The 25364-nt window shown below is 68.8% G+C and carries 23 protein-coding genes; 5 read left to right on the plus strand and 18 right to left on the minus strand.

Annotated features, from left to right (window positions below):
* Positions 1–89: 89 nt before the first annotated feature.
* The 6 genes from DMC64_RS23210 to DMC64_RS23235 all read right to left on the minus strand — a co-directional run bounded on the left by DMC64_RS23210 (position 90) and on the right by DMC64_RS23235 (position 9612).
* A complete protein-coding gene (locus tag DMC64_RS23210) occupies positions 90–1568 on the minus strand; it encodes a potassium/proton antiporter (protein WP_037344922.1) in 1479 nt (492 codons plus the stop codon).
* Positions 1569–1680: 112 nt separating this feature from the next.
* Entirely contained in the window at positions 1681–2364 is a 684-nt protein-coding gene (locus tag DMC64_RS23215; RefSeq protein ID WP_125735263.1) for a helix-turn-helix transcriptional regulator, read from the minus strand.
* Positions 2365–2407: 43 nt separating this feature from the next.
* Positions 2408–4003: a penicillin-binding transpeptidase domain-containing protein gene (locus DMC64_RS23220; RefSeq protein WP_125735264.1), complete on the minus strand. Its 1596-nt coding sequence runs from the start codon at positions 4001–4003 to the stop codon at positions 2408–2410.
* A gap of 217 nt (positions 4004–4220) precedes the next feature.
* Entirely contained in the window at positions 4221–7382 is a 3162-nt protein-coding gene (gene ileS / locus DMC64_RS23225) for an isoleucine--tRNA ligase (RefSeq protein WP_125735265.1), read from the minus strand.
* A gap of 277 nt (positions 7383–7659) precedes the next feature.
* Positions 7660–8166, minus strand: coding sequence for an Imm21 family immunity protein (locus tag DMC64_RS23230; protein WP_125735266.1), 507 nt, complete (start codon positions 8164–8166; stop codon positions 7660–7662).
* 189 nt (positions 8167–8355) lie between these two features.
* Entirely contained in the window at positions 8356–9612 is a 1257-nt protein-coding gene (locus tag DMC64_RS23235) for an HNH endonuclease signature motif containing protein (protein WP_125735267.1), read from the minus strand.
* 217 nt (positions 9613–9829) lie between these two features.
* Here DMC64_RS23235 and DMC64_RS42720 point away from each other — a divergent pair, with 217 nt between their 5' ends.
* Both DMC64_RS42720 and DMC64_RS23245 read left to right on the plus strand, forming a co-directional pair.
* Positions 9830–10168, plus strand: a complete 339-nt coding sequence (locus DMC64_RS42720; protein WP_158634250.1) for a DUF4279 domain-containing protein — start codon at positions 9830–9832, stop codon at positions 10166–10168.
* Positions 10169–10244: 76 nt separating this feature from the next.
* Positions 10245–12053, plus strand: coding sequence for an FUSC family protein (locus DMC64_RS23245; protein ID WP_125735269.1), 1809 nt, complete (start codon positions 10245–10247; stop codon positions 12051–12053).
* On the opposite strand, the gene DMC64_RS23250 is transcribed toward DMC64_RS23245, so the two are convergent.
* The 11 genes from DMC64_RS23250 to DMC64_RS23300 form a co-directional block, all read right to left on the minus strand.
* Positions 12050–12607 carry a hypothetical protein gene (locus tag DMC64_RS23250; protein WP_037344912.1) on the minus strand — a complete coding sequence of 186 codons (558 nt, stop codon included), beginning with the start codon at positions 12605–12607 and terminating at the stop codon, positions 12050–12052. The genes DMC64_RS23245 and DMC64_RS23250 overlap by 4 nt on opposite strands.
* Before the next feature lie 110 nt (positions 12608–12717).
* Positions 12718–13578 carry a DivIVA domain-containing protein gene (locus DMC64_RS23255; protein ID WP_037344910.1) on the minus strand — a complete coding sequence of 287 codons (861 nt, stop codon included), beginning with the start codon at positions 13576–13578 and terminating at the stop codon, positions 12718–12720.
* A gap of 54 nt (positions 13579–13632) precedes the next feature.
* Positions 13633–13908 (minus strand): YggT family protein, encoded by a 276-nt coding sequence (locus DMC64_RS23260; protein WP_005155180.1) that lies wholly within the window; start codon positions 13906–13908, stop codon positions 13633–13635.
* 114 nt (positions 13909–14022) lie between these two features.
* Positions 14023–14622, minus strand: a complete 600-nt coding sequence (locus DMC64_RS23265; protein ID WP_037344908.1) for a cell division protein SepF — start codon at positions 14620–14622, stop codon at positions 14023–14025.
* 81 nt (positions 14623–14703) lie between these two features.
* Positions 14704–15435 (minus strand): YggS family pyridoxal phosphate-dependent enzyme, encoded by a 732-nt coding sequence (locus DMC64_RS23270; RefSeq protein WP_037344907.1) that lies wholly within the window; start codon positions 15433–15435, stop codon positions 14704–14706.
* Positions 15432–16139 carry a peptidoglycan editing factor PgeF gene (gene pgeF, locus DMC64_RS23275; RefSeq protein WP_016335932.1) on the minus strand — a complete coding sequence of 236 codons (708 nt, stop codon included), beginning with the start codon at positions 16137–16139 and terminating at the stop codon, positions 15432–15434. Before pgeF ends, DMC64_RS23270 begins: the two co-directional genes overlap by 4 nt.
* A gap of 74 nt (positions 16140–16213) precedes the next feature.
* Entirely contained in the window at positions 16214–17536 is a 1323-nt protein-coding gene (ftsZ, locus tag DMC64_RS23280) for a cell division protein FtsZ (RefSeq protein WP_016335933.1), read from the minus strand.
* A gap of 261 nt (positions 17537–17797) precedes the next feature.
* On the minus strand, positions 17798–18568 hold the full coding sequence (locus DMC64_RS23285; protein ID WP_125735270.1) for an anti-sigma factor domain-containing protein: 771 nt from the start codon (positions 18566–18568) through the stop codon (positions 17798–17800).
* Complete coding sequence (gene sigK, locus DMC64_RS23290; RefSeq protein ID WP_063270978.1) at positions 18565–19173, minus strand: ECF RNA polymerase sigma factor SigK; 609 nt, start codon at positions 19171–19173, stop codon at positions 18565–18567. The genes DMC64_RS23285 and sigK overlap by 4 nt, the downstream gene beginning before the upstream one ends.
* Complete coding sequence (locus DMC64_RS23295) at positions 19166–19906, minus strand: DUF1365 domain-containing protein (protein ID WP_125735271.1); 741 nt, start codon at positions 19904–19906, stop codon at positions 19166–19168. Before DMC64_RS23295 ends, sigK begins: the two co-directional genes overlap by 8 nt.
* Positions 19900–21177 carry an NAD(P)/FAD-dependent oxidoreductase gene (locus DMC64_RS23300; RefSeq protein ID WP_233629785.1) on the minus strand — a complete coding sequence of 426 codons (1278 nt, stop codon included), beginning with the start codon at positions 21175–21177 and terminating at the stop codon, positions 19900–19902. The genes DMC64_RS23295 and DMC64_RS23300 overlap by 7 nt, the downstream gene beginning before the upstream one ends.
* An 87-nt stretch (positions 21178–21264) precedes the next feature.
* On the opposite strand from DMC64_RS23300, the gene DMC64_RS23305 reads away from it, so the two are divergent.
* Positions 21265–22536: a cyclopropane-fatty-acyl-phospholipid synthase family protein gene (locus DMC64_RS23305; protein ID WP_125735273.1), complete on the plus strand. Its 1272-nt coding sequence runs from the start codon at positions 21265–21267 to the stop codon at positions 22534–22536.
* Positions 22536–23321: a DUF1295 domain-containing protein gene (locus DMC64_RS23310; protein WP_125735274.1), complete on the plus strand. Its 786-nt coding sequence runs from the start codon at positions 22536–22538 to the stop codon at positions 23319–23321. Before DMC64_RS23305 ends, DMC64_RS23310 begins: the two co-directional genes overlap by 1 nt.
* Here the strand turns inward: DMC64_RS23310 and DMC64_RS23315 are convergent.
* Complete coding sequence (locus tag DMC64_RS23315; RefSeq protein ID WP_125735275.1) at positions 23308–23817, minus strand: DinB family protein; 510 nt, start codon at positions 23815–23817, stop codon at positions 23308–23310. The genes DMC64_RS23310 and DMC64_RS23315 overlap by 14 nt on opposite strands.
* A gap of 225 nt (positions 23818–24042) precedes the next feature.
* On the opposite strand from DMC64_RS23315, the gene DMC64_RS23320 reads away from it, so the two are divergent.
* Positions 24043–25347: a wax ester/triacylglycerol synthase family O-acyltransferase gene (locus DMC64_RS23320; RefSeq protein WP_199755066.1), complete on the plus strand. Its 1305-nt coding sequence runs from the start codon at positions 24043–24045 to the stop codon at positions 25345–25347.
* Positions 25348–25364: the final 17 nt, after the last annotated feature.

The following is a 25364-nucleotide window of genomic DNA, read 5'->3' on the forward strand; positions in this document are numbered from 1 at the left end:
GTCGATTGCGGGGAAAGTAATCCAAAAGGAGTACGAAAGGGAAGAATTTTCTGAGATCAACCGACGAACAGCTGGTGCCGGTTCGTGACCTACTGGCCGGATTCGCCCTTCCACCTGGCCAGGCGGCCCGCGCGGTCGACGGCCCGCAGGCGTCGTTCGGCCGTGTCACGGGCTTCAGCGGTGGTCACGACGAGTAACTGGTCGCGTTCCTGAAGCCGCGTGTTCTTGTTCGGCGTGAAGCCCGTGCCGTCGCGGACGAGGAGGCTGATCGTCGCCCCCACCGGTAGTCGCAGCTCGGCCAGGTAGACGCCGTGCATCTTCGACCCGGTGTTGATCCGGACCTGCAGGAGCTCCGCGCCCATCTCGTCGAGCGGCGCGGAGTCGACGTCGATCTCGTGCGCTTCGGCGTGCTGGGCCAGCCCGAGCGCTCGCGCGAGCGGGGTCAACGTCGCCCCTTGGAGCAGCGTCAGCACGATGACCAGCACGAACACCGCGTCGACCAGCTCCTGTGCGCCGGGTACCCCGGACGACAGCGGGATCAGCGCGAGCACGATCGGGACCGCGCCGCGCAACCCGGCCCAGGACAGGAACACCTGTTCCCGCCAGGGGATCTTGAACGGCAGCGCCGACAGGAGCACCGACAGCGGACGCGCCAGCAGCAACACGACCGCGCCCGCGACCAGGCCCTGGACCAGGCTCTCGAAGATCCTGCCCGGCGAGGCGAACAGGCCGAGAAGCACGAACAGGCCGATCTGTGCGAGCCAACCGAGCCCTTCGGCGAAGGAAAGCGTGTCCGACCGGTGCGGCAGCTTCGAATTCCCCAGCACCAGGGCCGCGACGTAGGTGGCGAGCAAGCCCGACGCGTGAGCGAGCTGCCCACTGGAGTACGCCACGACGCACACCGCGACGGTGGCCAGCGGGTACAGACCGGTGGCGGGCAGCGCCGCCCGGCGCAGCGCGAACGCCCCGCCCCAGCCGAAGGCCAGGCCGATCACCAACCCGGCGGCGAGTTCGTAGACCACCAGCAGCGGCAGCGACCAGTCGACGGTCGCGCCCTCGGCGAGGACGACGACCGCGATGTAGGCCGGGGCGTCGTTGATCCCGGACTCGATCTCCAGCGCGCCCACGAGCCGTTTCCCGATGCCCGCCGATCTCAGCACGGAGAAGACCGCCGCGGCGTCGGTCGAGGCGAGGACCGCGCCCCATAGCAACGCCATCCGCCAGTCCAGGCCCAGCAGCCAGTGCAAAGCCGCGCCGGTGACCGCGATGCTCACCGCGACGGCCACTGTGGACAGTGCGATTCCGATGCCCAGCGAGGGTTTCACGGCCGTCCACCGGGTGGTGAGACCACCTTCGGACAGGATCATCACCAGCGCGGCGAGGCCGAGCGACTGGGTGAGCTCCGGGTTGTCGTACTGGATGCCGAACCCGGCTTCGCCGAGCAGGACACCCATCCCCAGGTACAGCAGCAGCGATGGGAGGCCGACGCGGATCGACACCCGGACGGCGATCACGGCGACGAGGAGCACCGCGCCACCGGTGCCGAGGATGAGCGGGAGCTGCTCCATGTCGCCTCCCGTTCCGGTCGCCGTGAGGGCTCCAGAATAGTGAGGCGGTGATCGTCACACGTTCGTGTACCGGTCGAAAAGCGTCCGGATAACCTGTGTTACAGACTGTCCACTACGGACTGCGCAGGGCCACCAGGTCGACACCGAGTTCCGCGAACGGTTCTTCCGCCGTGGGAAGGACTTTCACCGCGCGGTTGCCCTCACGGGACAACCAGCCGGCGTTCACCCCGTGAGACAGTAACGCCGCGGCGACCCGGCCCGCCAAATGATCACGGCGCACTGTCCAATCCAGACAGTCACGCAGCATCGGTCGGCGACCGCCGTCGATCTCCACCCCGAGCGTGTCGAGCACCTCGCGTCCCCGCCCGGTCAGCGTCAATCCGCCGGCGTCGTCGATCAGCCCGGTGGTGAGCATTCCGTCCCGCAGCGCGACACCGACCGTCCCGGCGAGGTGGTCGTAGCAGGTCCTGGCGAACTCGAGCCGTTTCACCCGCACGGAAGACCGCAGTCCCTTCACCGGCCGGTGTTCGGCGTGCTGCGCCAAATGCTCGATCAGCTCCGCCACCCGGGGGTCGGCTATCCGGACGTAACTGTGCCTCCCCTGCTTGACCCGCACGACGAACCCGGCGTCGGTCAGTTTCGTCACGTGCTCGCTCGCCGTCGACGCGGCCACCTCGGCCGCACCTGCCAGCTCGGTCACCGTCCAGGCGCGCCCGTCGAGCAGCGCGAGGCACATCGACGCGCGGCTCGGATCGGCGAGCACGGCCGCGACCTCGGCCAGTGCGATCGTTTCCATGCCTTCACCGTAGAAGACGCACGGTTCGGCGGCGGCCGAAGCGTCAGCCCGCCAGGAACTTCGCCGCCAGCTGGACCGCGGGCCTGGAGTCGTTGGAACCTTCGAGCATGACGGCGAAGGCGACGTCGCCGCGGTAGCCGACGAACCAGCCGTTGGCGTCCGCGCCCGAGCCGGCCTGCGCCGTACCGGTCTTGCCGAAGACGGCCCCGCTGCCCTTCAGCGCTTTCGCGGTCCCGGTCGTGCAGACCTCGCGCATCATCGCACGGACCTGGTTCAGCACCCCGGACGACGGGGCCTGGTACCCGGCGTTGACCTTGGTCTCCAGCCCCTGCCACAGCTTCGGCACGACCGGTTTCCCCGTTGCGACCGTCGCCGCCATGAGCGCCGCGCCCAACGGGCTGACCTGCACCCTGCCCTGGCCGATCCCGGCCTCGACCTGCTCGTCATCGCTGCCCGACGGCTCCACCTTCCCGGCCTCCGTCGACAGGCCCGGGATTTCGAAGTCGGCGTTGAGGCCGAGCTGCGTCGCCGCCTTCGCGAGGCCGTCCGCGGGCAACTGCCCGGCGAGCCGTCCGAAGGTCGTGTTGCACGACGCGGCGAACGCCGTCTTCAGCGAGACGGTCCCCAGGTCGAACCCGTTGTCGTTCTTGAGGGTGCGGGTCCCGATCTGCTCGCTGCCCGGGCACGCCACCGGCGAGTCGGCGGAGACCCCGCCCTGCTGCAGCGCCGCGGTCGCCGTGGCGATCTTGAAGGCCGAACCCGGCGAGTACAGGCCATTGAGCGCCTTCGGCTGGTTCCCGGCGGCGACGTTCTGCGCGACCGCCAGGAGCTCGCCCGAGGTCTTCATCGCGACGATGATCGCCGGTCCCCCGAAGCCGTCGACGGCCTTCTGAGCGGCGTTCTGGGACGCCACGCTCAAGGTCGAAACCAGCGGTTTGTCGGTCTCGGCGGCCTGCCCGAAGAGCGTCTCGACCGGTTTGCCGGAGACGTCGACGCGGGACACGGTGACGGTCGCGCCGGTGCCGCTGTTCTCTCCGGAGGCGACCTTGGACAGCGCTCCCTGCAGGATCGGCGCGACACCCGTCGCGTCACCGCCGACAAGCGCCTTGCCGTCCCGGTCGGCCACGACCGGCTTGGCCGAAACGGGGGCGACGGAAAGCCTCTGCCCCGCTTCGAGCTTCGGATGGATCACCGACATCGCCCAGCGGACCACCCATTTCCCGGCGTTGCGCACCAGTTCGAGCTTGCCCTCGTACTTCCAGACGCTGTTGCCAGGGAACGTCCACGCGACGTGGAAGGTGGCCGACGTCGTGATCGCGTTGCCCGGCGTCGTCGGGACCTCGCCGAGCGACGTCCTGACCGACGCCCCGTTGAGCGCCGCGCGCGTTCCGGACAGGGCCGTCGTGGCCGCCGCCGGATCGTCGACCGGGGCGGTGTTCAGGTCACCCATGTCGAACAGCCGCAGGAACCGGCCGGCGACCTGCGCCGGGCTCTCCTGCTCGCTCTCGGTGGCGTCGCCCGGGCCGGAAGCCGCGGGCGCCCGGTCCTCCCTGACCAGCAGCACCACCCCGGCCACCACGATGGCGACCACCGCCAGCGCGGCGCCGATCAGGATCCCTCTTTTCCGGGCAGGACTCATGGATTCGCTCTCCCCCATACGGCGCACCCTCGCGCGCCCCCGGGCGCCAGCCTGCCGATTTCCCCCGCGCAAGGCGGGGCGACGGCGAGAAAGCGACGGTTCCGAATCCGTTTCGTGATCCCGGTGATCGAGACCCGCCCCGGATGTCATGAAAGGGCCGTTCAGGACATTTTCTGTCCTGAACGGCCCTTTCATGACATTCCTAGCCAGCGCAGGGTCAGGCCTTGGTGACCGCCACGGTCACCTTCGTGCCCTCACCGACCGTCCCGGCCGAGCCGTCGGCGACGGCGCCGTACGCCACCGAAGTCGCCAACGTCTCCGAAGCGATGAACTCCTCGTGCGTCTTCGCGGCCGTGACCACGTCCTCCGGCGCGTCCACCGTCAGCGCGATGCGGTCGGCGACGTCGAGCCCGGCGTCACGGCGGGCCTGCTGCACGACCCGGACCAGGTCGCGGGCCAGGCCCTCGGCCGCCAGCTCGTCGGTCACCTCGGTGTCGAGCAGCACCAGCCCGGCCCCGCCCGGCAGTTCCGCGGCCGCCCCGCCGCCCTTGGCGACCAGACGCCGGTCGTACTCGCCTTCGACGAGCTCGATCCCGGCCGCCACGACGGCGCCGCTCTCGGACGTCGTCCACTCACCGGCCTTGACGGCCTTGATCACCGTCTGGACGTCCTTGCCCAGCCGCGGTCCGGCCGCACGGGCGTTCACCGCGACCTCGAAACCGCCGTGCGCGGCGACGTCCGTGGTCAGCTCGACGGATTTGACGTTGACCTCGTCGCGCAGGATGTCGGTGAAGTCGCGCAGCGAGTCGGCCTCGTGCGCGGCGACGACCAGCTTGGCCAGCGGCAGCCGCACCCGCAGCTTGTTCGACTTCCGCAGCGAGAGCGCCGAAGACGCCACCTGGCGCACCCGGTCCATCGCCGTCACCAGCGCCGCGTCGGCGGGCAGGTCGAGCGCGTTCGGCCAGTCGGTCAGGTGCACCGAACGGCCGCCCGTCAGCCCACGCCAGACGACCTCCGTGGTCAGCGGCAGCAGCGGCGCCACCACCCGCGAGGTCACCTCCAGCACGGTGTGCAGGGTGTCGATCGCGTCCTGCTCGCCCGCCCAGAACCGGTCGCGCGACCGGCGCACGTACCAGTTCGTCAGCACCTCGAGGAAGTCGCGGACGGTCGAGCAGGCACCGGCGACGTCGTAGGTGTCGAGCGCGTGCTCGACGTCGGTCACCAGTTCGTGCGTCTTCGCCAGCACGTACCGGTCGAGGATGTGCTTCGAATCCGTGCGCCACTGGCCTTCCACGCCCTCGGCGTTCGCGTAGAGCGCGAGGAAGTAGTACGAGTTCCACAGCGGCAGCACGGCCTGGCGGACGGCGTCGCGGATGCCCTTGTCGGTGACGACCAGGTTCCCGCCGCGCAGGATCGGGCTCGCCATCAGGTACCAGCGCATCGCGTCGGAGCCGTCGCGGTCGAAGACCTCGTTGACGTCCGGGTAGTTGCGCAGCGACTTGGACATCTTCTGGCCGTCCGAGCCGAGCACGATGCCGTGCGAGATGCAGGTGCGGAACGCCGGCCGGTCGAACAGCGCGGTCGCCAGCACGTGCAGGACGTAGAACCAGCCGCGCGTCTGCCCGATGTACTCGACGATGAAGTCGCCCGGGTAGTGGTGCTCGAACCACTCGGTGTTCTCGAACGGGTAGTGCACCTGCGCGTACGGCATCGAACCCGAGTCGAACCAGACGTCCAGCACGTCCTCGATCCGGCGCATGGTGGACTTCCCGGTCGGGTCGTCCGGGTTGGGCCGGGTCAGCTCGTCGATGAACGGCCGGTGCAGGTTCTCCAGCCGCACGCCGAAATCGCGCTCGATCTCGTCGAGGGAGCCGTAGACGTCCGTGCGCGGGTACGCCGGGTCGTCCGACTGCCACACCGGGATCGGCGTGCCGAAGTACCGGTTGCGGGAGACCGACCAGTCGCGGGCGTTCTCCAGCCACTTGCCGAACTGGCCGTCCTTGACGTTCTCCGGGTACCAGGTGATCTGCTGATTCAGCTCGACCATCCGGTCCTTGAACTCGGTCACCGCGACGAACCACGACGAGACGGCGCGGTAGATCAGCGGATTCCGGCAGCGCCAGCAGTGCGGGTACGGGTGCTCGTAGGTCTCGTGGCGCAGCAGCACCGCGCCCTGACGGCCGGCCGAACCGGTGCCGTTCTTGAGGTCCTTGATGATGTTCGGGTTGGCGTCGAAGACCTGCTGGCCCTCGTAATCCGAGACGGTCGCGTCGAACTTGCCCTGCGCGTCCACCGGGGTGACCGGGACGATGCCCGCCGCGTCGGTGACGACCTTGTCCTCTTCACCGTAGGCGGGCGCGATGTGGACGACACCGGTGCCGTCCTCGGTGGTGACGTAGTCCGCGGCGAGCACGCGGTGCGCGTTCTCGTGCCCGGCGAAGTACGGGAACGGTGGGGCGTAACGGGTTCCGAGCAGCTCGGTGCCGGTGTAGTGCCCGACGACGGCCGGCTCTTCGCCGAGCTCGCGGGCGTACGCGGCGACGCGCGCTTCGGCGAGCAGGAACCGCTTGCCGTCGCTTTCCACCACGACGTAACGCACGTCGGGGTGGACCGCGGTCGCGAGGTTGGACGGCAGGGTCCACGGCGTCGTGGTCCAGATCAGCAGGTAGGTGCCGTCGAGCTCGTTGTCGTTGCCCTCCAAGCGGAAACCGACCGTGACGGCCGGGTCCTGACGGCTGGCGTAGACGTCGTCGTCCATCCGCAGCTCGTGGTTGGACAGCGGGGTCTCGTCGCGCCAGCAGTAGGGCAGGACGCGGTAGCCCTCGTAGACCAGGCCCTTGTCCCACAGCTGCTTGAACGCCCAGATGACCGACTCCATGTAGGACAGGTCGAGCGTCTTGTAGTCGTTGTCGAAGTCGACCCAGCGGGCCTGGCGGGTGACGTAGTCCTGCCATTCGCCGGTGTAGCGCAGCACGGACTCGCGGCACGCCTCGTTGAAGACGTCGATGCCCATCGCGTCGATCTCGGACTTCTCGGTGATCCCGAGCTGGCGCATGGCCTCGAGTTCGGCGGGCAGGCCGTGGGTGTCCCAGCCGAAGCGGCGCTCGACGCGCTTGCCCTTCATGGTCTGGTAACGCGGCACCAGGTCCTTGACGTACCCGGTGAGCAGGTGACCGTAGTGCGGGAGACCGTTGGCGAACGGCGGACCGTCGTAGAAGACGTACTCGTTCGAACCGTTGACGCCGGGGTCGCGGGCGTCGATCGACCCCTGGAAGGTCCGATCGGCTTCCCAGTACGCGAGGACGCGCTTTTCCGACTCGGGGAACGAAGGCTGGGACGGGACGCCGGTCTCGCCGTCCAGCTGTGCCTTGGGATACATCTTCGGTGCTCCTCGCGGTTCGTCTCTCGTACGGGCTTTCACCCACACGGGGACGAGACGGCCGTTTCCGGCGCGTTCCGCGGTACCACCCCGCTTGCCCGGCCGGTTGGTGTTCCGGCTGGGCCGCTCATTCGACGGCTGTGACGGGCCGTACCCGTCCGGTTCTACTGAGGGCTCAGCCGCTGAGGACATGGGCCCTGTTCTTCCGGAGGCTCCCCGGTGATGGCCGGATCGGTGCCAGTTGAATCAAGGGTAGCGCGCGGGGGCAACCGGGTTGTCACCCGGTCATCTGCACCAGGCCGACGCCTCGGGCGTGGACGGCCCGGACCGCGAACCTCCCCCTTTCGATATCGACGTACTCCTGCTGCGGCTTTCCGCCGGCGGGATATTCGCTGCCCAGCTCCGCGCCTGCGGTCACCGAATCCATGAGAATCGCGGGACCGTCGGTCTCCCAGCTACCGCAGTCCTCCCACGGCGTGACGGGATCGGCGAGGATCCGCTCCGCCTCGGTGCGCAACTCGTCCTCGGAGTCGGCGGCGAGCCAGCGGAGGAACGCGCGGTGCTCCGGGAGGTAACAGGTCGCGGCGGGTTCGTCGCCGAGGACTAGGCCCGTCGCCCCGCCGATGGGGAGCGTGCCCGCGAGCGCGTTCACCGCGCAGGCGCGCTCGTAGTCGTCCTCACCTCCTTCCAGGCTTCCCTTCCAGTGCGCCAAGGCGGAAACGGGCACGACGATGAGCGGGCCGCCGAGGGATTCGACCCAGGATTGAGTCCGCGTGATGGTCACGGCGGCAGTGTGCCGTGAGGGACCGACAGTTTGTCGAAAACGTGGCCATGGGCCGGCCGAGGCGCGCTCGACGAATCAGTCCACGTCGTCACTGATTCTGTTGCTGTCGTGCGTGCCGCCTGGACCATGGCGCGACAGATGCGCCGCTTCTGAAAGCGGGAGCGTGTAGGTCGTTATACAGGGTTCGGCCTATGTCCTGAGGTGCATGGTGTTGCGCCTCGGAGCCCCGGTCGGGTCGAGGTAAGCGGGCGGGGTGAATTCGGGTAGGCCGTCTTGAGCGATCTGTACTTTCCATTCGCTGCGGTGGATCAGCCGGTGGTGCTTGGTACAGAGCAGGACGAGGTTGTCGATTTTCGTTTCGCCGTGATGCCGCCAGAAAACAATGTGATGGGCGGTGCAGCGCGGGACGGGCATATCGCAGCCGGGGAAGGCGCAGCCGCCATCGCGGAGGGTGAGCGCGTATTTCTGCGCCAGCGACACGGTGCGTTTGGAACGGCCGATGTCGAGTGGTTCGCCTGCGGCGCCGAGGACGCCAGGCCGGACACGGGCGTCGCAGGCGAGAATTCTGGCGTCGGTGGCACTGATCGGCCCGACGAGGTCGAGGTGGGCCTCGCCGATGTCGTTCATCAGGTCGTCGTAGGACATGGTGATGAGGATGTGCGTGGCTTCCCCAGCCTGGCCGGGAAGATTCCGGCTGGTGGTCTTCAACCGGACATAGTCGGTAAGGGCATCCCCGTAACGTTCGTCCTGAGTACGGGAGTCACGGACCCCGTCGACGGCCTTGTGGGGTTTGGCCATCGGATCCAGGTCAGACTTCAACCGCGCGTAGGTTTCCAGGTCCAGTCTCGCCTTGAGGCCGAGAGTGCCGTCGCGGTGCTTGACGAATCGCAGCTCCGGCCGAGTCTCCTTCGGATCGTCGTTGCGGGGTTCTTTTCCGTCGGGGTCGAGTTCGTCCAGCAGACGGCGTCCGGCGCGAGCGATCTGCCGCGGCCCCGCATGTCTGGCCAACTCGACCAGGATCTTCTCCCCGGCCCGCACATCGTCCTCAGGAACACTGGACGGGATGCGGGCGAGAGTCTTGATGATGGCATCGATCTGGCCGCCACCGATCGCGCCCTCCGCAGCAGCCTCGGCCGTCAACGGAGCCAACGGCGGCTCGGGATCCCCGCCGATAGCGGGGCCGGGATGCAAGGCCAGGACCCGGTCGGCGCGGGCGGCGGCTTCCTTGTCCGACACCAGGAAATCCTCGAGAATCAGCCCGGCCAACGTCGAATGACCGCTGCAGCCCCGAATCCCGCGGGAATTGATTTCCGCGAGGATCGCGTTCTGCTCGGCATCCAGTTGGCGCTTAAGAACTTCGAGTTCCTGTTTACGCGCATGCAGCGTCGCCGTGTCGACGCGCCACCACTCGGTGGACGTCTTCGGGGATGCATCGTCGCTGGACACAAGATCAATGCTACGCCGATTCGAACACCTGTGCTATAGAATATTCAGACTGCAGATCCTGCGAAGAAGCCCCGGAATTGGAACGGGCCACAGTCCCGTCACCTGGCGTTGGGTGCATATTTCCCTCGCGCAAAGACGTTTGCCGCGCGATCATGTCGTGATGCGAACAGGAGCGACGTTTCGGATCTCAGGAGATCATGGCGGAAGCGCTACGTCGGTGACTCGACTGCTCGGCTTGGAACCGTCACAGGCGTTCGAGGCCGGGGAGCCGGTCGGGCGGCGTTCGGGAACCGTCCGTCGGGTATCGCTGTGGCTGCTGTCGTCGGACTTACCGCGGGGTGGCGAGCTTGCCGATCACCTTCACTGGCTTCTCGATCGGCTTGAGCCCAAGGCCGACATGGTGTGGCAGTTGATCAGCGAAGGGTACGTGGCCGACTGGTTTTGTTTGGCGGCGTCGCATGCGACCGAACACGCGATTGAGCTCGACCGGCCGCTTCTCCGGCGGCTTCTGGCACTGCCAGGCGACCTGCTCCTGGACGTCATGAACGATGACTAACAGCAACGCCAAAGGCCCCGAGTTGCCGTCCCCGCCACCGCCTCTAGGTTGACGGTATGCCGATCTGCGTGGCCCGATGAAAGGGCCCGGACTCCTCGTCGTCCTGCTGGTCGTCCTCGGTGGCGTCAGCGGGCTCGGGTTCCTCTTGGGACTGGGCAACGCGGCCGTCCTGGCCGCCCTGACCGCGCTCTTCTGTCTCATCGCGGCGGTCGGCGGGCCGCTGTGGGCGGATCTGCGGTTGCTGGCGTGGTTCGCGCCCGCGCTGATCCTCGCGGTCGGGGTGCCGCGGTTGCTGGGAGCGGTGTCGCAGTGGGCGGCGATCGGGCTGCTGGTGGCGATCGTGGTGGTCGCCGGTCTGCTGCCCGTGCTCGGGCCGCGGTTCGTGACGGTCGGGCTGGGGCTCGGGATGGCGTCGCTGTTCGGGTACGGCTTCCAGTTGACGGGCACGGCGTCGGCGGGGCAGATCCTGGGCGCGCCCGCGGTCGCGGTGGGGGTCGTGATCCTGTTGCGGGTGCTGATGGGCGCGAAGGATCCCGCCAAGCCGACCCGTGACGCGCTGGCCGACGCGCTCTCGACGGGTACTTCCGAGACCCAGGTGCGGGCGGCGAGGCTTTGGCTCGCGGATCGGCCCCGTCGCTGGACCGGCGGGGTACTCGGTGGCCTGTTCCGGTATCGCGCGGCCACGGGGTTGCTGGAGATCCGCCGGAAACGGCTGGACAGCAAGGAGATCGGCGAAACGCTCGACGCCGCCACGGAAGAAGCCGCCCGGCTGGCCGAAGCCGTCCGAAGCCCCACAGCGCCGAGTGACGTCGAACCGGTGCGGCGTAACGAACCCGGCGGTCTGCCCGGTGCCACGGCGAGGCTGGTCACCGCGCTCTGGGAGGCACTCGAAACCATCCGGACCGCGGCGACCGAACGTGACGAGTCGCGTGTGGACGTTCCGAAGGGACTCCGCAAGGAACTGCGCAGGATCGAGCTGGGTGGCGCGTTTTCCTGGCAGTCGGCGCAGTTCCGGCACGCGCTCCGTTGCGGGCTCGGCGTCGGTTTGGCCTTGGTGGTCGCGAGTTTCCGGCCCGGCGACCCGCTCACCGTGTCGTTCCTGCTCGGCACCTTCGCCATCCTGCAACCGGAATGGCGGGACAGCCTCGGCAAGGCCTGGCAGCGGATCGGCGGTTCACTCGGTGGCGCCGTCGTCCTGAGTCTCGTTCTTTGGCTTCTGCCGCAAGGATTCCTGCTGCCGATCGGGCTCGTCGCGCTCCTCGGCGGGTTCTCGTTCATGCAGACGCGGCCTGCGGTGTTCAACGGCTGCATGGTCTTGATGTCGGTCGGCATGAACGCGACCACCCGGCATCTCGACCCGCGTTACGTGCTCGTCGAGTACCTGCTCCTGATGATCCTCGCCGGCGCCATCGCGTTGCTGTTCGGGTTCGCCGCGATCCCCGGGGTGCCGAAACCCGGTCCGGCGGAACGGTTCGAGAACGCCGTCGGCGCCACCCGGGAGCTGCTCGGCTCGGTGGCGCGGAAACTACGCGGCGAAGACGTCGACCCGCGGACGCTCGGCCGCGAGTTCCGTGCCGCCACCATCGCCCATCACGGTCTGCTCGCGGCGGAGCCGGGCACAAAGGAACCCGCGCCCGGGCAACGGGACGCGCTGGAGAAGGCCGCCGAAGCCTTGCGCGGCCTGTCCGTCACGGCGTCGTCGCTTTTGCTGCGGCCCGGATCGGCCGAAGCGGCGGACGCCGTGGACGAGGCCGCGCGCACGCTCGGCACCGAAGAAGCCGCGGAGATCCCTGTGCCCCGAGACGCGGACGAGGAACAGCGCCTGGTGCTCGACACGATCGCCGCCGACGTCGTGGCGGTCGGCGAAGCGGCGCAGAAGCTCTAAGCCTTCTCGCGGTGCTTCCCGGCGATCTCGGCGTCGGGGGTGCACAGCGCGCACGGGGTGAACCCGAGCTGCCGCGCCTCGCCGATGCCGAGCGGGATGGTGTCCCGGGTTTCGAGCCACTCGCACGAAGTCACGTGATAGCGCGGGTACTCGTCGACGACGACGACCTCGATCTCGAGTTCGGAGACGATCGCCACATCCGCGGGGTCGCTCTTCTCCTCGCCTGGGTCTCCGCTTTGCTGCGGCTCAGGGGTGTCCTCCGCGTCGCCGAGTTCACCCGCGGCGGGCATCAGGACGGTCTGCTCGACGTCCTCGGGTTTCTTTTCCTCACCCTCGGCGGGCTCGTCCTCTTCGGCCGGGTCTTCCGCCGCTTCTTCAGCGGGGGCCTCGGCCGCGCGCTTCTTCCGGCGGCGCAGCCAGTCGAAGAGGAGCAGCAACCCCGCGACGACGGAGAGGCCGATGGAAATCCAAGCCCACAGGGAGTTCGCGGTGATGAGCGCCGCGACGAGCAGCCCCAGAGCCGCCAGTACCAGTACCAGGACGATGAAGAGCACGGTGAATTACAACACGAGCCCACAGCGAAACGGCCCCGACCCTCCGGAGAGTGCCGAGGCCGTTCCACTGTGTAGAAACAAACCGGTGTAGAAACAAACCGGGGCAGAGATCAGCCCGCTTCGGCCCGAGGACCGAACGAGTAACCCTGTCCGCTACCGGAGGACGAAGACTGCCCCGAGTTCGACGAGGACGCCGAGGCGGGAGCGGCCGAACCGCGGTCGTCGAGCTCACGCAGCTGGGACTCGAGGAACCCGCGCAGCCTCGTGCGGTACTCCCGCTCGATCGTGCGCAGCTCTTCGATCTTCTTGCCCAGCGAGCCCTTTTCCGCGTTCATGTTGTTCATGGTCTCGGTGTACTTGCGCTGAGCCTCGCGCTCCATGGTCGTCGCCTTGTCGCGCGCCTGGCGCTCCAAGGTCTCGGCACGGGTCCGCGCGTCGTTCAGCATCGTCTCGGCACGCGTGCGCGCCTCGTTCACCATCGAGTCCGACTTGGACCGCGCGTCCGACAGCAGCTGCTCGGACTTGGTCCGGGCTTCGGCGAGCATGCCGTCCGACTCGGTCTTGGCCTCGGCGGTGAGCCGGTCGGCCATTTCCTGCGCCAGCCCGAGCACCTTCGCGGCCTGGACGTTGGGCTCCCCGTTGTCCGGCACCATCGAGTGGGCCTGGGTCTGCTCCATCGCCGACTGCGGCGGCGGCACCGGCGCCAGGCGGCGCGACGGCTCGTCGCGTACCTGCGGCGGCGGGCCGACGGCGCCGGCCTTGGCGTTTTCGAGCTCACCACGCGTGGTCTCGAGCTCGTTGTCGAGCTGCTCGACCTGCTGCCGCAGCTCGTTGTTGTCCTCGATCAACCGGGCAAGCTCGGTCTCCACCAGGTCGAGGAACGCGTCCACCTCGTCCTCGTTGTAGCCCCTTTTGCCAATGGGCGGCTTGCTGAACGCGACGTTATGCACGTCAGCGGGGGTCAACGACATCAGATCACCTCACGCACTCCATGGCCTGCAGGTCCACCGGGGCTTCCCCGAAAATCACCCTGGCGTTGCCAGCTGCATCGCGAAGAACACAACCAACAGCAGCACCATAATCGATAAGTCCAGTCCGACGCCGCCGATTCGTACGGTCGGGATGATTCGTCTGAACAGACGAACCGGTGGGTCGGTCACTGTGTAGATGGTCTCGAGCGTTACCGCAACCCCTCCGGCAGGACGCCACTCGCGAGCGAAAGCACGCACGAGCTCGACGACGATCCGTGCCGTCAGCAGGAGCCAGAAGGCGAACAGCACGTACCAGACGACCAGCAACACAGCATTCACGTAACCACTCTGCCATGCCTCACGTCAAAAGACGCGGTCGACGGGCCGCGGATGCCGATGAGTCGACAAAATCACATCCGGCTGCGCTCAGCGGTCACCGGGTGATCAGCCGCGCAGGAATAATCCGCCTTCGGCAATCCGCCGACGGTCCTCCGCGGTGACATCCACATCGGGCGGTGAGAGAAGGAACACCTTGTTGGTGACCTTGTCCATCGATCCGCGCAACGCGAAAGCGAGCCCTGCGGCGAAGTCGACGAGACGCTTCGCGTCCGCGTTCTCCATCTCCGTGAGGTTCATGATCACCGGGATGCCCTCCCGGTAGTGCTCCCCGATCGCGCGCGCTTCCGCGTAGCTCGTCGGGTGCAGCGTCGTGATCCGGCTCAACGGGTCACGCACCGCCGGACGCACCGGCTCGGTGACCGGCCGCAGCCGCGCGACCGGCTCCGGCTGACGGTCCATCGCCAGCGCTCCGTGGACGGCCGGCTCCGGACTGGCCACGGAGCGTGACCGAGGCCGGGGCGCGGGCTCGTCGTAAGTGTCAACTTCGTCCCGGTAACGTCCACCCCGTGACCGGGCCGGCGGCTCGTCGTCGTAGTCGTACTCGTCGTCGGCGTAGCCTCGCCGGTACTCATCCTCGACGTCATAGCCGTCTTCGTCCGCGGGCACCATCCCGAAGTAGGCCTTCAGCTTCTGCAGCGCGCTCATGCCTCTCCCTAGCCTTAGCCGCGTCCCGCACGTACTCCCCCGCCCTCGCCGCCACTCCCCGTAACGACGGGACGGTATTCCCTAAGGCGAGGCTAAACCGCGTCCACCGAGCAACGCGGTTCCGACACGCACACAGGTCGACCCGTGCGCGATCGCCTGCTCGAGATCATTGCTCATTCCGGCGGAGATCTCACGGGCATTTGGGTGTTCTTCCCGTAGACGCTCCGACGCTCGGGCGAGTTTCCCGAACGCCTCCGCGGGATCAGTACCCAGCGGCGCGACCGCCATAAGCCCCCGGAGGCGAATATCACCCACATGGGCTATCCGCTCCGCCAAATGGCTCACGTCGCTCAACCGAATGCCCCCGCGCTTCGGATCGTCATCGAGACTTACTTGAATGAGGACGTCCAGCGGGTGCTCGCGTTGCCCGGAATCGAGGGCCGACTTGGTCGCCTTCGCGAGTGCCTCGGCCAGCCGTTCGGAATCGACGGACTGGACCTCGTCGGCCCACCGCACGACCGATTTGGCCTTGTTCCGCTGCAGGCTGCCGACCATATGCCAGCGGATCCGGGCGTCCGGGCGCAGACCGGCGACCTCTTCGGCCTTCGCGCCCGCTTCCTGATCGCGGTTCTCGGCGAGGTCGAGCGCGCCGAGGTCGGCGAGCAGCGCGGCGTCGAGCGCCGGGAAGGTCTTGGTGACCGCGAGCAGTTTGACCTCGTCGCGGGCCCGGCCGGCGGACTTGCACGCGGCCGCGATCCGCTCTTCCACTTCGGCGAGGGAAGCGGCGAGTTCCCCCTTGCGGGTGTCACTCATGACGCGTCCAGCCAGGTGATCCCGGCGATCCGGCCCGTGGTGCCGTCGCGACGGAAGCTGAAGAGCGTCTTGTCTTCGTTGGTACAGCGCGGATCCACGCCGATCTTGCCGACACCGAGGTCGGCCAGCTGCCGCCAGAGACCGGCCCGCAGGTCGAGCCCCGGCGTGCCCTTGCGGGTTTTGCAGGCGCTGCCCGGCACGTGCTTTTCGACGTCGGCGGCCATGTCGGCGGGGACTTCGTAGCAGTCGCCGCAGATCGCGGGACCGAGCAGTGCTTCGGTCCTGGCCGGTTCGGCGCCGAGCGAACGCATCGCCTCGACCGCGGCGGGGACGACACCGACCCTGGCGCCGACGCGGCCCGCGTGGACGGCGGCGACGACACCGGCTTCGGCGTCGGCCAGCAGAAGAGGTACGCAGTCGGCGACAAGCACCACGAGCGCGAGGCCGGGCTCGGCCGTCACGAGCGCGTCGGTCGCTTCGGCGGCGGAGGTCTCCGAACCGTCGACGATGGTCGCGGTCCGGCCGTGGACCTGCTCCATCCAGGCCAGCCTGTCCTCGGCGAGGCCGAGTTCGGTGGCGAGGCGTTTGCGGTTGGCGTAGACGTCGCCCGCGTCGTCGCCGACGTGATCACCGAGGTTGAAGGTGTCGTAAGGCGCGCGGGAAGCCCCGCCCGCCCTTGTCGTGACGACCCGCCGTACCCGCACGCTTTTCCTCCTAGACCTGAGTGAAGGCCCCCTCGACTGTAGTCAAGGAGGCCTTCACGGAACGTACTGGCGAACTACCGGCGCATGAACGGCGGCACGTCGACCTCGTCGTCCGACGGGTCGTCGTGCACCGGGGTCGCGCGGCCGGGCAGGCTGCCGTGGTTCGTGTTCGACCCGATCGGCGAGTAGCCGCGCGAACCGCCGCCGGGCTGCGGGAGCCCGCCACTCAGCGAGCCGTTGCCCTCGTTGCGGGCGGACGGCATCGGGGTGTGCGTACGCGGCGGCGCGACCGGGTAGCCGTTCGACCCGGTCGACGGCACCGGCGTGGCGCCCGAAGGCGGGCTCTGCACCGGGGTCGCCCCGCCGGCGTTGACCTGACCGGCCTGCGCGGACGCGGTCGAGTTCGTGCGGGAGCCGAACGCGGGCGGGTCGAGCTTCTTGTGGGTCGGGGTGCCGGCGTCGAAACCGGCCGCGATCACGGTGACCCGGACCTCGTCGCCGAGCGAGTCGTCGATGATCGTCCCGAAGATGATGTTGGCGTCGGGGTGCGCGGACTCCTGCACCAGCGAGGCGGCTTCGTTGATCTCGAACAGGCCGAGGTCCGATCCGCCCGCGATCGACAGCAGCGCGCCGTGCGCCCCGTCCATCGACGCTTCCAGCAGCGGCGAGTTGATCGCCTTCTCCGCGGCCTGGATCGCCCGGCCCTCGCCGCGCGCCGAGCCGATGCCCATCAGCGCGGAACCCGCGCCGGACATGACGCTCTTGACGTCGGCGAAGTCCAGGTTGATCAGACCCGGCGTGGTGATCAGGTCGGTGATGCCCTGGACACCCGAAAGCAGCACCTCGTCCGCCGAACGGAAGGCGTCCATCAGCGAGACGCCGATGTCGCCCAGCTGCAGCAGCCGGTCGTTCGGGATCACGATGAGCGTGTCGCATTCGTTGCGCAGCTGCTGGATGCCCTCTTCGGCCTGCTTGCTGCGGCGCTTGCCCTCGAAGGTGAACGGGCGGGTGACGACGCCGATGGTCAGCGCGCCGAGTTTGCGGGCGATCTGGGCGACGACCGGCGCGCCACCGGTGCCGGTGCCACCGCCCTCGCCCGCGGTCACGAACACCATGTCGGCGCCCTTGATGACCTCTTCGATCTCTTCGCGGTGGTCCTCGGCGGCCTTCTGCCCCACCTCGGGGGCGGCGCCGGCACCGAGGCCGCGGGTCAGTTCCCGGCCGATGTCGAGCTTGACGTCGGCGTCGGACATGAGCAGTGCCTGCGCGTCGGTGTTCACCGCGATGAACTCGACGCCCTTGAGGCCGACCTCGATCATGCGGTTCACGGCGTTCACGCCGCCGCCGCCGATACCGACGACCTTGATCACCGCAAGGTAGTTGTGCGGGGGCGTCATCGGGGCCGCCTTCCTGATCGTGTGTGCCCGTGCTGCCCGCCGGTCGCTGAGCCTGTACCGAACCCTCGAGCTGAAGTTCAGATTGAGAGTTATGTCAACTGCCGACGTTGAAGCAGGACGGTATGCACCAGGCTGGCTCGAATCCAGTAGCCACGCCGTGTGTCGCAAAGGTGTTTTGCCACAACATGTTCGCGGGCGCAAGAGCGAGACCCGGTGGCGGCGGCGAACGGCGGCCTGGTAAAAGCGAAGATCAGGTGGGCATCAGGTGGGCATCGACATGACCATGACGACGTCCTTCGACGGCGTCCCGGTCGGTGATCCACCGGCCTGTTCGACGCTGAGCGCGAACTTCTCCGCCCCGCCGAGCCCGTCGGCGACCAGCAGCGCACCGTCCTGACCACCGGGAATGAGCCCGGCGGGCTTGGGCGCGGCACCCGGGTACATGAGCCAGGCCTGATAGGTCCGGCCCGGTTCGTTCGCCGGCAGCTGCGCCGCCATGAACACCAGCCGGTCCTTCGCGCGCGACATCATCACGGTGCCACCGCCGCCGGCCGAGGTCTCGGCGTGCCCGGTCCGGAGGTCGGCGGCCGAAAGGACGTCGGCGACCGGGGCGTAGCGCTCCGCGTACTGCGCCGCACGCTCTCGCGCGGCCGTCAGCTGCGAGTGGTTGTCGTAGGCGATCCCGCCGAACACGGCGGTGCCCGCGAGCCCGACGACGGCCGCGGCCACCGCGGCGATCGCCCAGCGCGGGGCGCGACGCCGGTCCTTGACGCGCTCGCCCGCGCCGAAGCGCGTCTTCGGCGGCTGCTGCCTGGTCGCCATCGCCTCGGCGAGCACGCGGCGTTTGAGTTCGGGCGGCGGGTCTTCGGCCAGCGCGGCACCGAGCCGGGTCGCCGTCATCTGCAGTTCGAGGACCTCCTGCGCGCACGAGGCGCACTCGGCGAGGTGGCGCTGGAACTGCGCTCGCTCCACTTCGGACAACGCGTCGACGGCGTACGCGCCGGTGAGCGTGTGCATTTCGGGCATGGTCATGCCGTCACCCCCAAACAGTCCCGGAGCCTGATCAGGCCGTCCCGGAGCCGGGTCTTGATGGTTCCGTGCGGGGTCTGCAGCACCTCTGAGACCTCGCGATAGGTATAGCCCTGGTAGTAGGCGAGCAGGACGGATTCCCGTTGCAGCTCGGTGAGGGTGGTCAGGCAACGGCGTACCTGCGAACGCTCCCAACGGGCCGCGACGGCCTCGGCCACCTCGTCGAAGGGCCGCGCGCGGGCGGCCTCGAAGGTCGCCTTGACCTCGCGGTCCGAACTGGCGCGCGCCGAGCGGACGCGGTCGACGGCGCGGCGGTGTGCGAGCGTCATGGCCCAGTTCAGCGCGCTCCCCCGCTCCGGGGAGTAGCGCGTGGCCGTGCGCCACAGCTCCACCATGACCTCCTGCGTGACCTCTTCGGACTGCGCGGTGTCACGGAGGATCCGCCGCACGAGGCCGAGGACCGGCCCGGCGAGCCGGTCGTACAAGGCGTCGAAGGCCCGTTCGTCCCCCTTCGCAACCCGGACGAGCAGGTCCTCCGCCGTCGGGCCTGCCGGTTCGCCGTCACCGGGGACGGGCGCCATCCGGCGCGGGCGTGCCGATTCATCCATCAAGCCTGCCTCCGGCCGTCTGCGGCGTCCGTGGGGTGATCGGCGCCTTCTTCAACCACAGTTTGACCCCATGCCGCCGGATCAGCGCGGAGACCCGGTGCGGCATGAGCGGACGGGTGATCAGCATGTGCGCCAGCCACTTGGCGGTGGCGGGGCGTCGCACGCCGCGCAACGACGCGATCAACGGCGTTTTCCCATCCTGGAGCAGGGCGATCTTGACCGAAAGCAGCGACTCCGGTCTGGGCACCGCCATCCGGTACTCGCCGTCCATCGACTGGAACGGCGAGACGTAGAACTCCTTGTCCGCGAAGGCGTTCCCGTCGTCGTCGGGGCGAAGGAGGTACGCGTGCCTGCCCCCGTAGGTGTTGTGGACCTCGGCGACGACGCATTCGAGTTCGCCGTCGGGCCGGTGGCACCAGTACAGGGTGATCGGGTTGAAGTTGTGGCCGAGCATCCGCGCGCCGGCCAGCATCAGCACCCGGCCGCCGCGGAGGTCGACGCCGCGCGCCGCGAGCCAGCGGTCCAATTTGGACCGGATGCTGGAGGTGTCCTCGGGCGCGAAGTGGTCTCGCGAGTCGAAGCGGGCGAAGGGGCGAAGCCACCACGGCAGCTTCGGCGGCACATCGAGGTCGACGAACCACAGGTAGATCCGGTGGGCGAACGAGATCGACGGCTCGACGCGCCGGACATGCGCCACTGTGGAGTCGTAGAGCACGGCCATGACGGTCACCATCGCACCCCGAAGTTCTCGGCCGCGCGGACACCGGACGCGCAGCCGTCCTCGTGGAATCCCCAGCCGTGGTACGCGCCGGCGAAGGCGACCGTGCCGTCGTTCAGTTCGGGCAGACGGCGCTGGGCGGCCACGGATTCCGGCGTGTAGACGGGATGTTCGTAGGTCATCTTGGCCAGCACCGAGCCGTCGGCCGGGCCGGTGCCCGGGTTGAGCGTGACGACGTAGCCGGTCGGCTCGTCGAGCCGCATCAGGCGGTTCATGTCGTAGGACACCTGGACCGCGCCGTGATGGGCACCGCAGAACGGCGTCGCGTAGTTCCAGCCCGCCCGCGCCGATTCCGCCGTCGGGAGCACGCCGGTGTCGGTGTGCAGCCACGCCTCGTTGCTGGAGTACCGGAAGGCCGCGAGGACGTCGCGCTCGGCCGCGGTCGGCGACGCGAGCAGCTTCAGCGCCTGGTCCGCGTGCGTGGCCAGGACGACCTTGTCGAGCCGGTGCCGCGTGTCGGCGTCGTCGCGGACCTCGATCCCCCGCGCGGTGCGCTTGACCGAGCGGACCGGAGTCGACAGATGCACCGCGGTCAGCTGTTTGGCGGCCCGCTCGACGTACTCGCGGGAGCCGCCGACGACAGTGCGCCACTTCGGGGACCCGCCGACCGACAGCATCCCGTGGTTGCGGAGGAACTCGAACAGGTAGCGCGCGGGGTACTTGAGCGTGTCGGTCCGGTCGGCGGACCAGACGGTCGAAACGACCGGGAGCATGAAGTGGTCGACGAAGTACTTCGTGTACCCGCCGATCGCGAGGAAGGCGCCGAGGGTGACGTCTCCGGCCTCGGGCGCTTCGAGGACGCGCCTCGCGTGCCGGTGGAAGCGCTTGACGTCGGCGAGCATCCGCAGGTAGCGGCCCCGTGCGACGTTGCGCGGCTGCGCGAACAGGCCCTTCAGGCCCTTCGCGCCGGCGTACTGGAGCCCGCAGCCGTCGCAGCGGATGCTCATCGACATCTCGGTGTCGCGGGTGGCGACGCCCAGTTCGGCGAACAGGCGGAGCAGGTTCGGGTAGGTGCGCTCGTTGTGCACGATGAATCCGGAGTCGACGCCGACGGTGCCGCCGTGCGCGCTCGGGACATCGTGGGTGTGCGCGTGCCCGCCCAGCCTGTCCTCGGCTTCGAACAGCAGTACCTCGTAGCGGCGTTGCAGCAGATAGGCGGCCGTGAGGCCGGCAACGCCGCTGCCGATTACTCCGATGCGTTGACCCTTGGTGTGCACGTGAAGCATTCGGAGCCGGATCGGGCGAGGATTGGATCTCGTGAACCGGCTCGGCATCCGACCCATCCCTTTCCGGTCCGGGAGCGAATGACGACTATGCCGAACAGTCCCGTGTCCCGCCTAGCCCCGTTCGTCGAGCGGCTCCTCGGTGGTGCCCTTCCGGTCGGTTTGCGTACCTGGGATGGCGTACGCGCCGGTCCGCCGGATGCCCCGACCGTGGTACTCCACAACCGCCGGGCCCTGCGCCGTCTCCTCTACGCCCCCGGCGAATTGGGTCTGGCCAGGGCGTACGTCTCGGGTGATCTCGACGTGGAGGGCGATCTCGCCGACGGATTCCGCCGGATCTGGGCGCTGACCCGTTCGGGCGCCGTGCGCGGCGCGAAGCTCGGCCCGCGCGACTGGGCCGAGGCCTTGCGTCTCGCGGTGAGCCTCGGTGTCGCCGGGCCGCCGCCCAAGCCGCCCGCCGAGGAGGCCCGGCTGTCGGGGAAGCTGCACACCCTGCTCCGCGACAAGTCGGCGATCGCGCACCACTACGACCTCAGCAACGCCTTCTACCAGCTGTTGATGGACGAATCGATGGCCTACTCGTCGGCGTACTGGACGTCCGAGGACGAGGGTTACGACCTCGAGCAGGCCCAGTGGGACAAGCTCGAACTGATCTGCCGCAAACTCGGCCTGCGCCCGGGGATGCGGCTGCTCGACGTCGGCTGCGGCTGGGGCTCGCTCCTGGTGCACGCGGCGAAGCATCACGGCGTGACCGCCGTCGGGATCACGCTGTCGGCGGAGCAGCTGCAGCACGTCCGCGGCCGCCTCGTCCAGCACGATCTGGAGGATCGCGTCGAGGTCCGGCGGCAGGACTATCGCGAACTGCGTGACGAGCCCTTCGACGCCGTCGCCTCCATCGAGATGGGTGAACACGTCGGCGAGGAGAACTACCCGGAGTACACGCGGACGCTGTACCGGATGCTCAAGCCCACCGGACGGCTGGTCCTGCAGCAGATGTCGCGCGGCGCGGTGGCGCCCGGCGGCGGCGCGTTCATCGAACGCTACATCGCCCCCGACATGACGATGCGGCCGCTGAGCCGCACGCTCGGGCATCTGGAGACCGCCGGATTCGAGATCCGCGACGTCCACGCGTTGCGAGAGCACTACGTGCGCACGGTCCGGGCCTGGGAGAAGACGCTCGAAAGCAACTGGGACGACGTCGTCGCGCTGATCGGTGAATCCGGCGCCCGGGTCTGGCGGCTATACCTGGTCGGCGGGGCGCTCGCGTTCGAGGAGAACCGAATGGGCGTGGACCAGATCCTCGCGGTCCGTTCGTCGGAAGAGGGCTTGAGCGCGCTGCCCGCCACCCGGGAGTGGTCCTGATGCCCCTCGGCGGGACACTCGCGGTCACGGCGGGCGTGACGCTGCTGGCCTTCGTCGTCACCTTCGGCATCGCGCGATGGCGGAAGCGGTACGACACCGTCGACACGCTGTGGGGCCCGGGCTTCGCGCTCGTCGCGCTGGTGGCGGCACCGCTCGGGGACGGGTCGATCGCGCTGCGCGTGGTCACCGCGCTGCTGACCGCGGTCTGGGGCGTACGCCTCGGCGTCCACCTCCACCTGCGCAACCACAACTTGCCCGAAGACCCGCGCTATGTGCGGATGGCCGAGAGCGCCGGCCCGAATCCGGCGCTCAAGCTGTTCGTCCGCGTGTACCTGGTGCAGGCCGTGGTGCTCTGGTTCGTCTCGCTGCCGGTCCAGTTCGCGATGTACGGCGACACCTTCGGGGTGACGGCGTGGCTGGGCGTCGCGGTGTGGCTGGTCGGCTTCGGGTTCGAGACGATCGGCGACGAGCAGTTGCGCCGGTTCAAGGCCGACCCGGGCAACAAGGGGAAGGTGCTCGACAGCGGGCTGTGGCGCTACACCCGGCATCCCAACTACTTCGGGGACGCGTGCGTGTGGTGGGGCCTGTACCTGCTGGCGTGTTCGAGCTGGGTGGGGGCGGCGACCGTGCTGTCGCCGATCGCGATGACGTACACGCTGGCCAAGGGGACCGGAAAACCTTTGCTGGAGAAGGGTTTGCGGCGTTCGCGGCCGGGATACGCGACGTACGTCGAGCGGACCAGCGGGTTCTTCCCGCTGCCCCCTCGCCGCGTCACTCCCCGGTGAGACCGTCCGTCATCTCACGCAACAGGTCGAGGTGGCCGGCATGCCTGCCGGTCTCCTCGATCATGTGCGCGACCACGAACCGGACGTTGACCTTGCGGTCGCCGCGGAAGGGGACCTCGTCGTCCAGCCCCATCGCTTCGACGATCTTGCGGCTGCGCTCGCACTCGGCCTCGTAGGCGGCGATCAGCTGCTCGATCGGGGTCTGCATGGCGACCCGGAACTCGGCGTCCGGATCGGCCTCCAGCGCCTCCTTCCAGACGTCCTCCTGCCCGCCGAGCACCACGTTGAACCAGTACTGCTCGACGAGGGTCAGATGCCCGAGCAGACCGGCGACGGTGGTCAGTTCGCTGGGCACGAGCGGCCGCCGGGCCTGCTCGTCGGTGAGGCCGGAGCATTTCCACACGACGGTGGCGCGGAGGAAGTCGAGGAAGCCGTTCAGCTGGGTGCGCTCGTCGCCGGTGAGCGGCGGTTCGGGGCGCTTCGGTTCGTCGGTCATGGTCGTGCAGTCTGCCGGTTTCCTCGGATGATCCGCTAACGAGTTACCCGGGGAGGCACTGTCCACCATCTGTCGCAGAGCCGTGGTCCATGTCCGAACGTGATCCCATCGTTCGAGTGAACCCCACGGTAGTTAGCGCCCAGGAAACATGACGACCACCCGCCCGTCATGTCAGGCTGGTGCAGTTGTGCCCATCGCCCGCCGGTTCCCGGAGAAAGGTCACTGATGTCAGGCCTGCAGCTGAGCGCACTCGATGTCGCTTTCCTTTGCCTGGAAAGCGAAACGACGCCCATGCACATGGGGGCGGTGGTCACCTTCCGTCCGCACGGGCAGGTGCACGCGCGCGAGCTGACCACGCTGCTCGCCGAGCGGGCGGCGCGGCTCCCCAAGCTGCGTCAGCGTCCCCGCACCGCACTGTTCCCGCCCGGCGCCGCGATCTGGGCCGAAGACCCGGATTTCGTTGCCAGTGAACATATTTCACATCACCACCTGAGCTCCCTGTACGAACCGGACCCGCTCTCCGCCTACGCGTCACGATGGATGGGACGGCCACTCGACACCGGAAAACCGTTGTGGGACTTGCATCTCGTCACCGGCCTGCCGGACGGCGAGTTCGCGTTGCTGCTGAAACTGCACCACGCGCTGACCGACGGTGCGGGCGCGTACGCCGTCGCCGTCGGCCTGCTCGACGATCTGCCGCGTGCGCCGAGGCGTCCGCACAGCGGGTCCGTGCCGCCCCCGCCACGGTCCCCTGTGGACGCGGTCAAGGAAGCGGTCGGCTCGACGCTGGCCCAGGCCGGGATCGCGTCGTCGGTGGTGCGCGCGACGCGTTCGCCGCTGTCCCCGATCAGCGCGCCGCCGTCGACCGAACGACGGCTCGGCCTCGTGCGGCTGGACACCGCCGAGATCCGGCGGATCCGCCGGGCCCACGGCGGGACCGCGAACGACGTCGTGCTGGCGATCCTCAGCGGCGCGCTGCGCGAATGGATGATCAACCGCGGTCAGCGCGCCGACGACCGGACGCTGCGGGCGCTCATCCCGGTCAGCGTGCGCGGGCGGTCCGCCGAGCAGCTCGGCGGGAACAAGCTGTCCGGGTACCTCTGCGAGCTGCCGGTCGGCCTCGACGATCCGGTCGAGCGGCTGCTGGCCGTCCAGCGCGAGATGAGCCGGAACAAGGCCGCGGGCCCGGCGCGCGGCGCGGGCGCCTTCCCGCTGCTCGCCGACCGGATGCCGCCGATGCTGCACCGGCTCGGTTCGAAGGCCGCCGGGCTGGCCGCGCCGCTGCTGTTCGACCTCGTGGTGACCACGGTGCCGGTGCCGCCCAACCGCCTCACCCTGGACGGGACGAAGGTTTCGGGCGTGTACCCGTTCGTGCCGCTGGCGCCGCGGCAGGCGCTCGGAATCGCGGTGGCGACCTATCGCGACTCGGTCCACATCGGACTACAGGCGAACGGGGCGGCGGTCTCGGACGTGGGTTCGCTGCGGGACGGCGTGCTCAAGTCCGCTTCGCGCCTGCTGGACACCGCCTAGCGCCAAGTGTCATGAAA

Origin of the sequence: Amycolatopsis sp. WAC 04197, assembly GCF_003947475.1 — a bacterium.
In the GTDB taxonomy this organism is placed as follows: Bacteria; Actinomycetota; Actinomycetes; order Mycobacteriales; family Pseudonocardiaceae; genus Amycolatopsis; species Amycolatopsis japonica.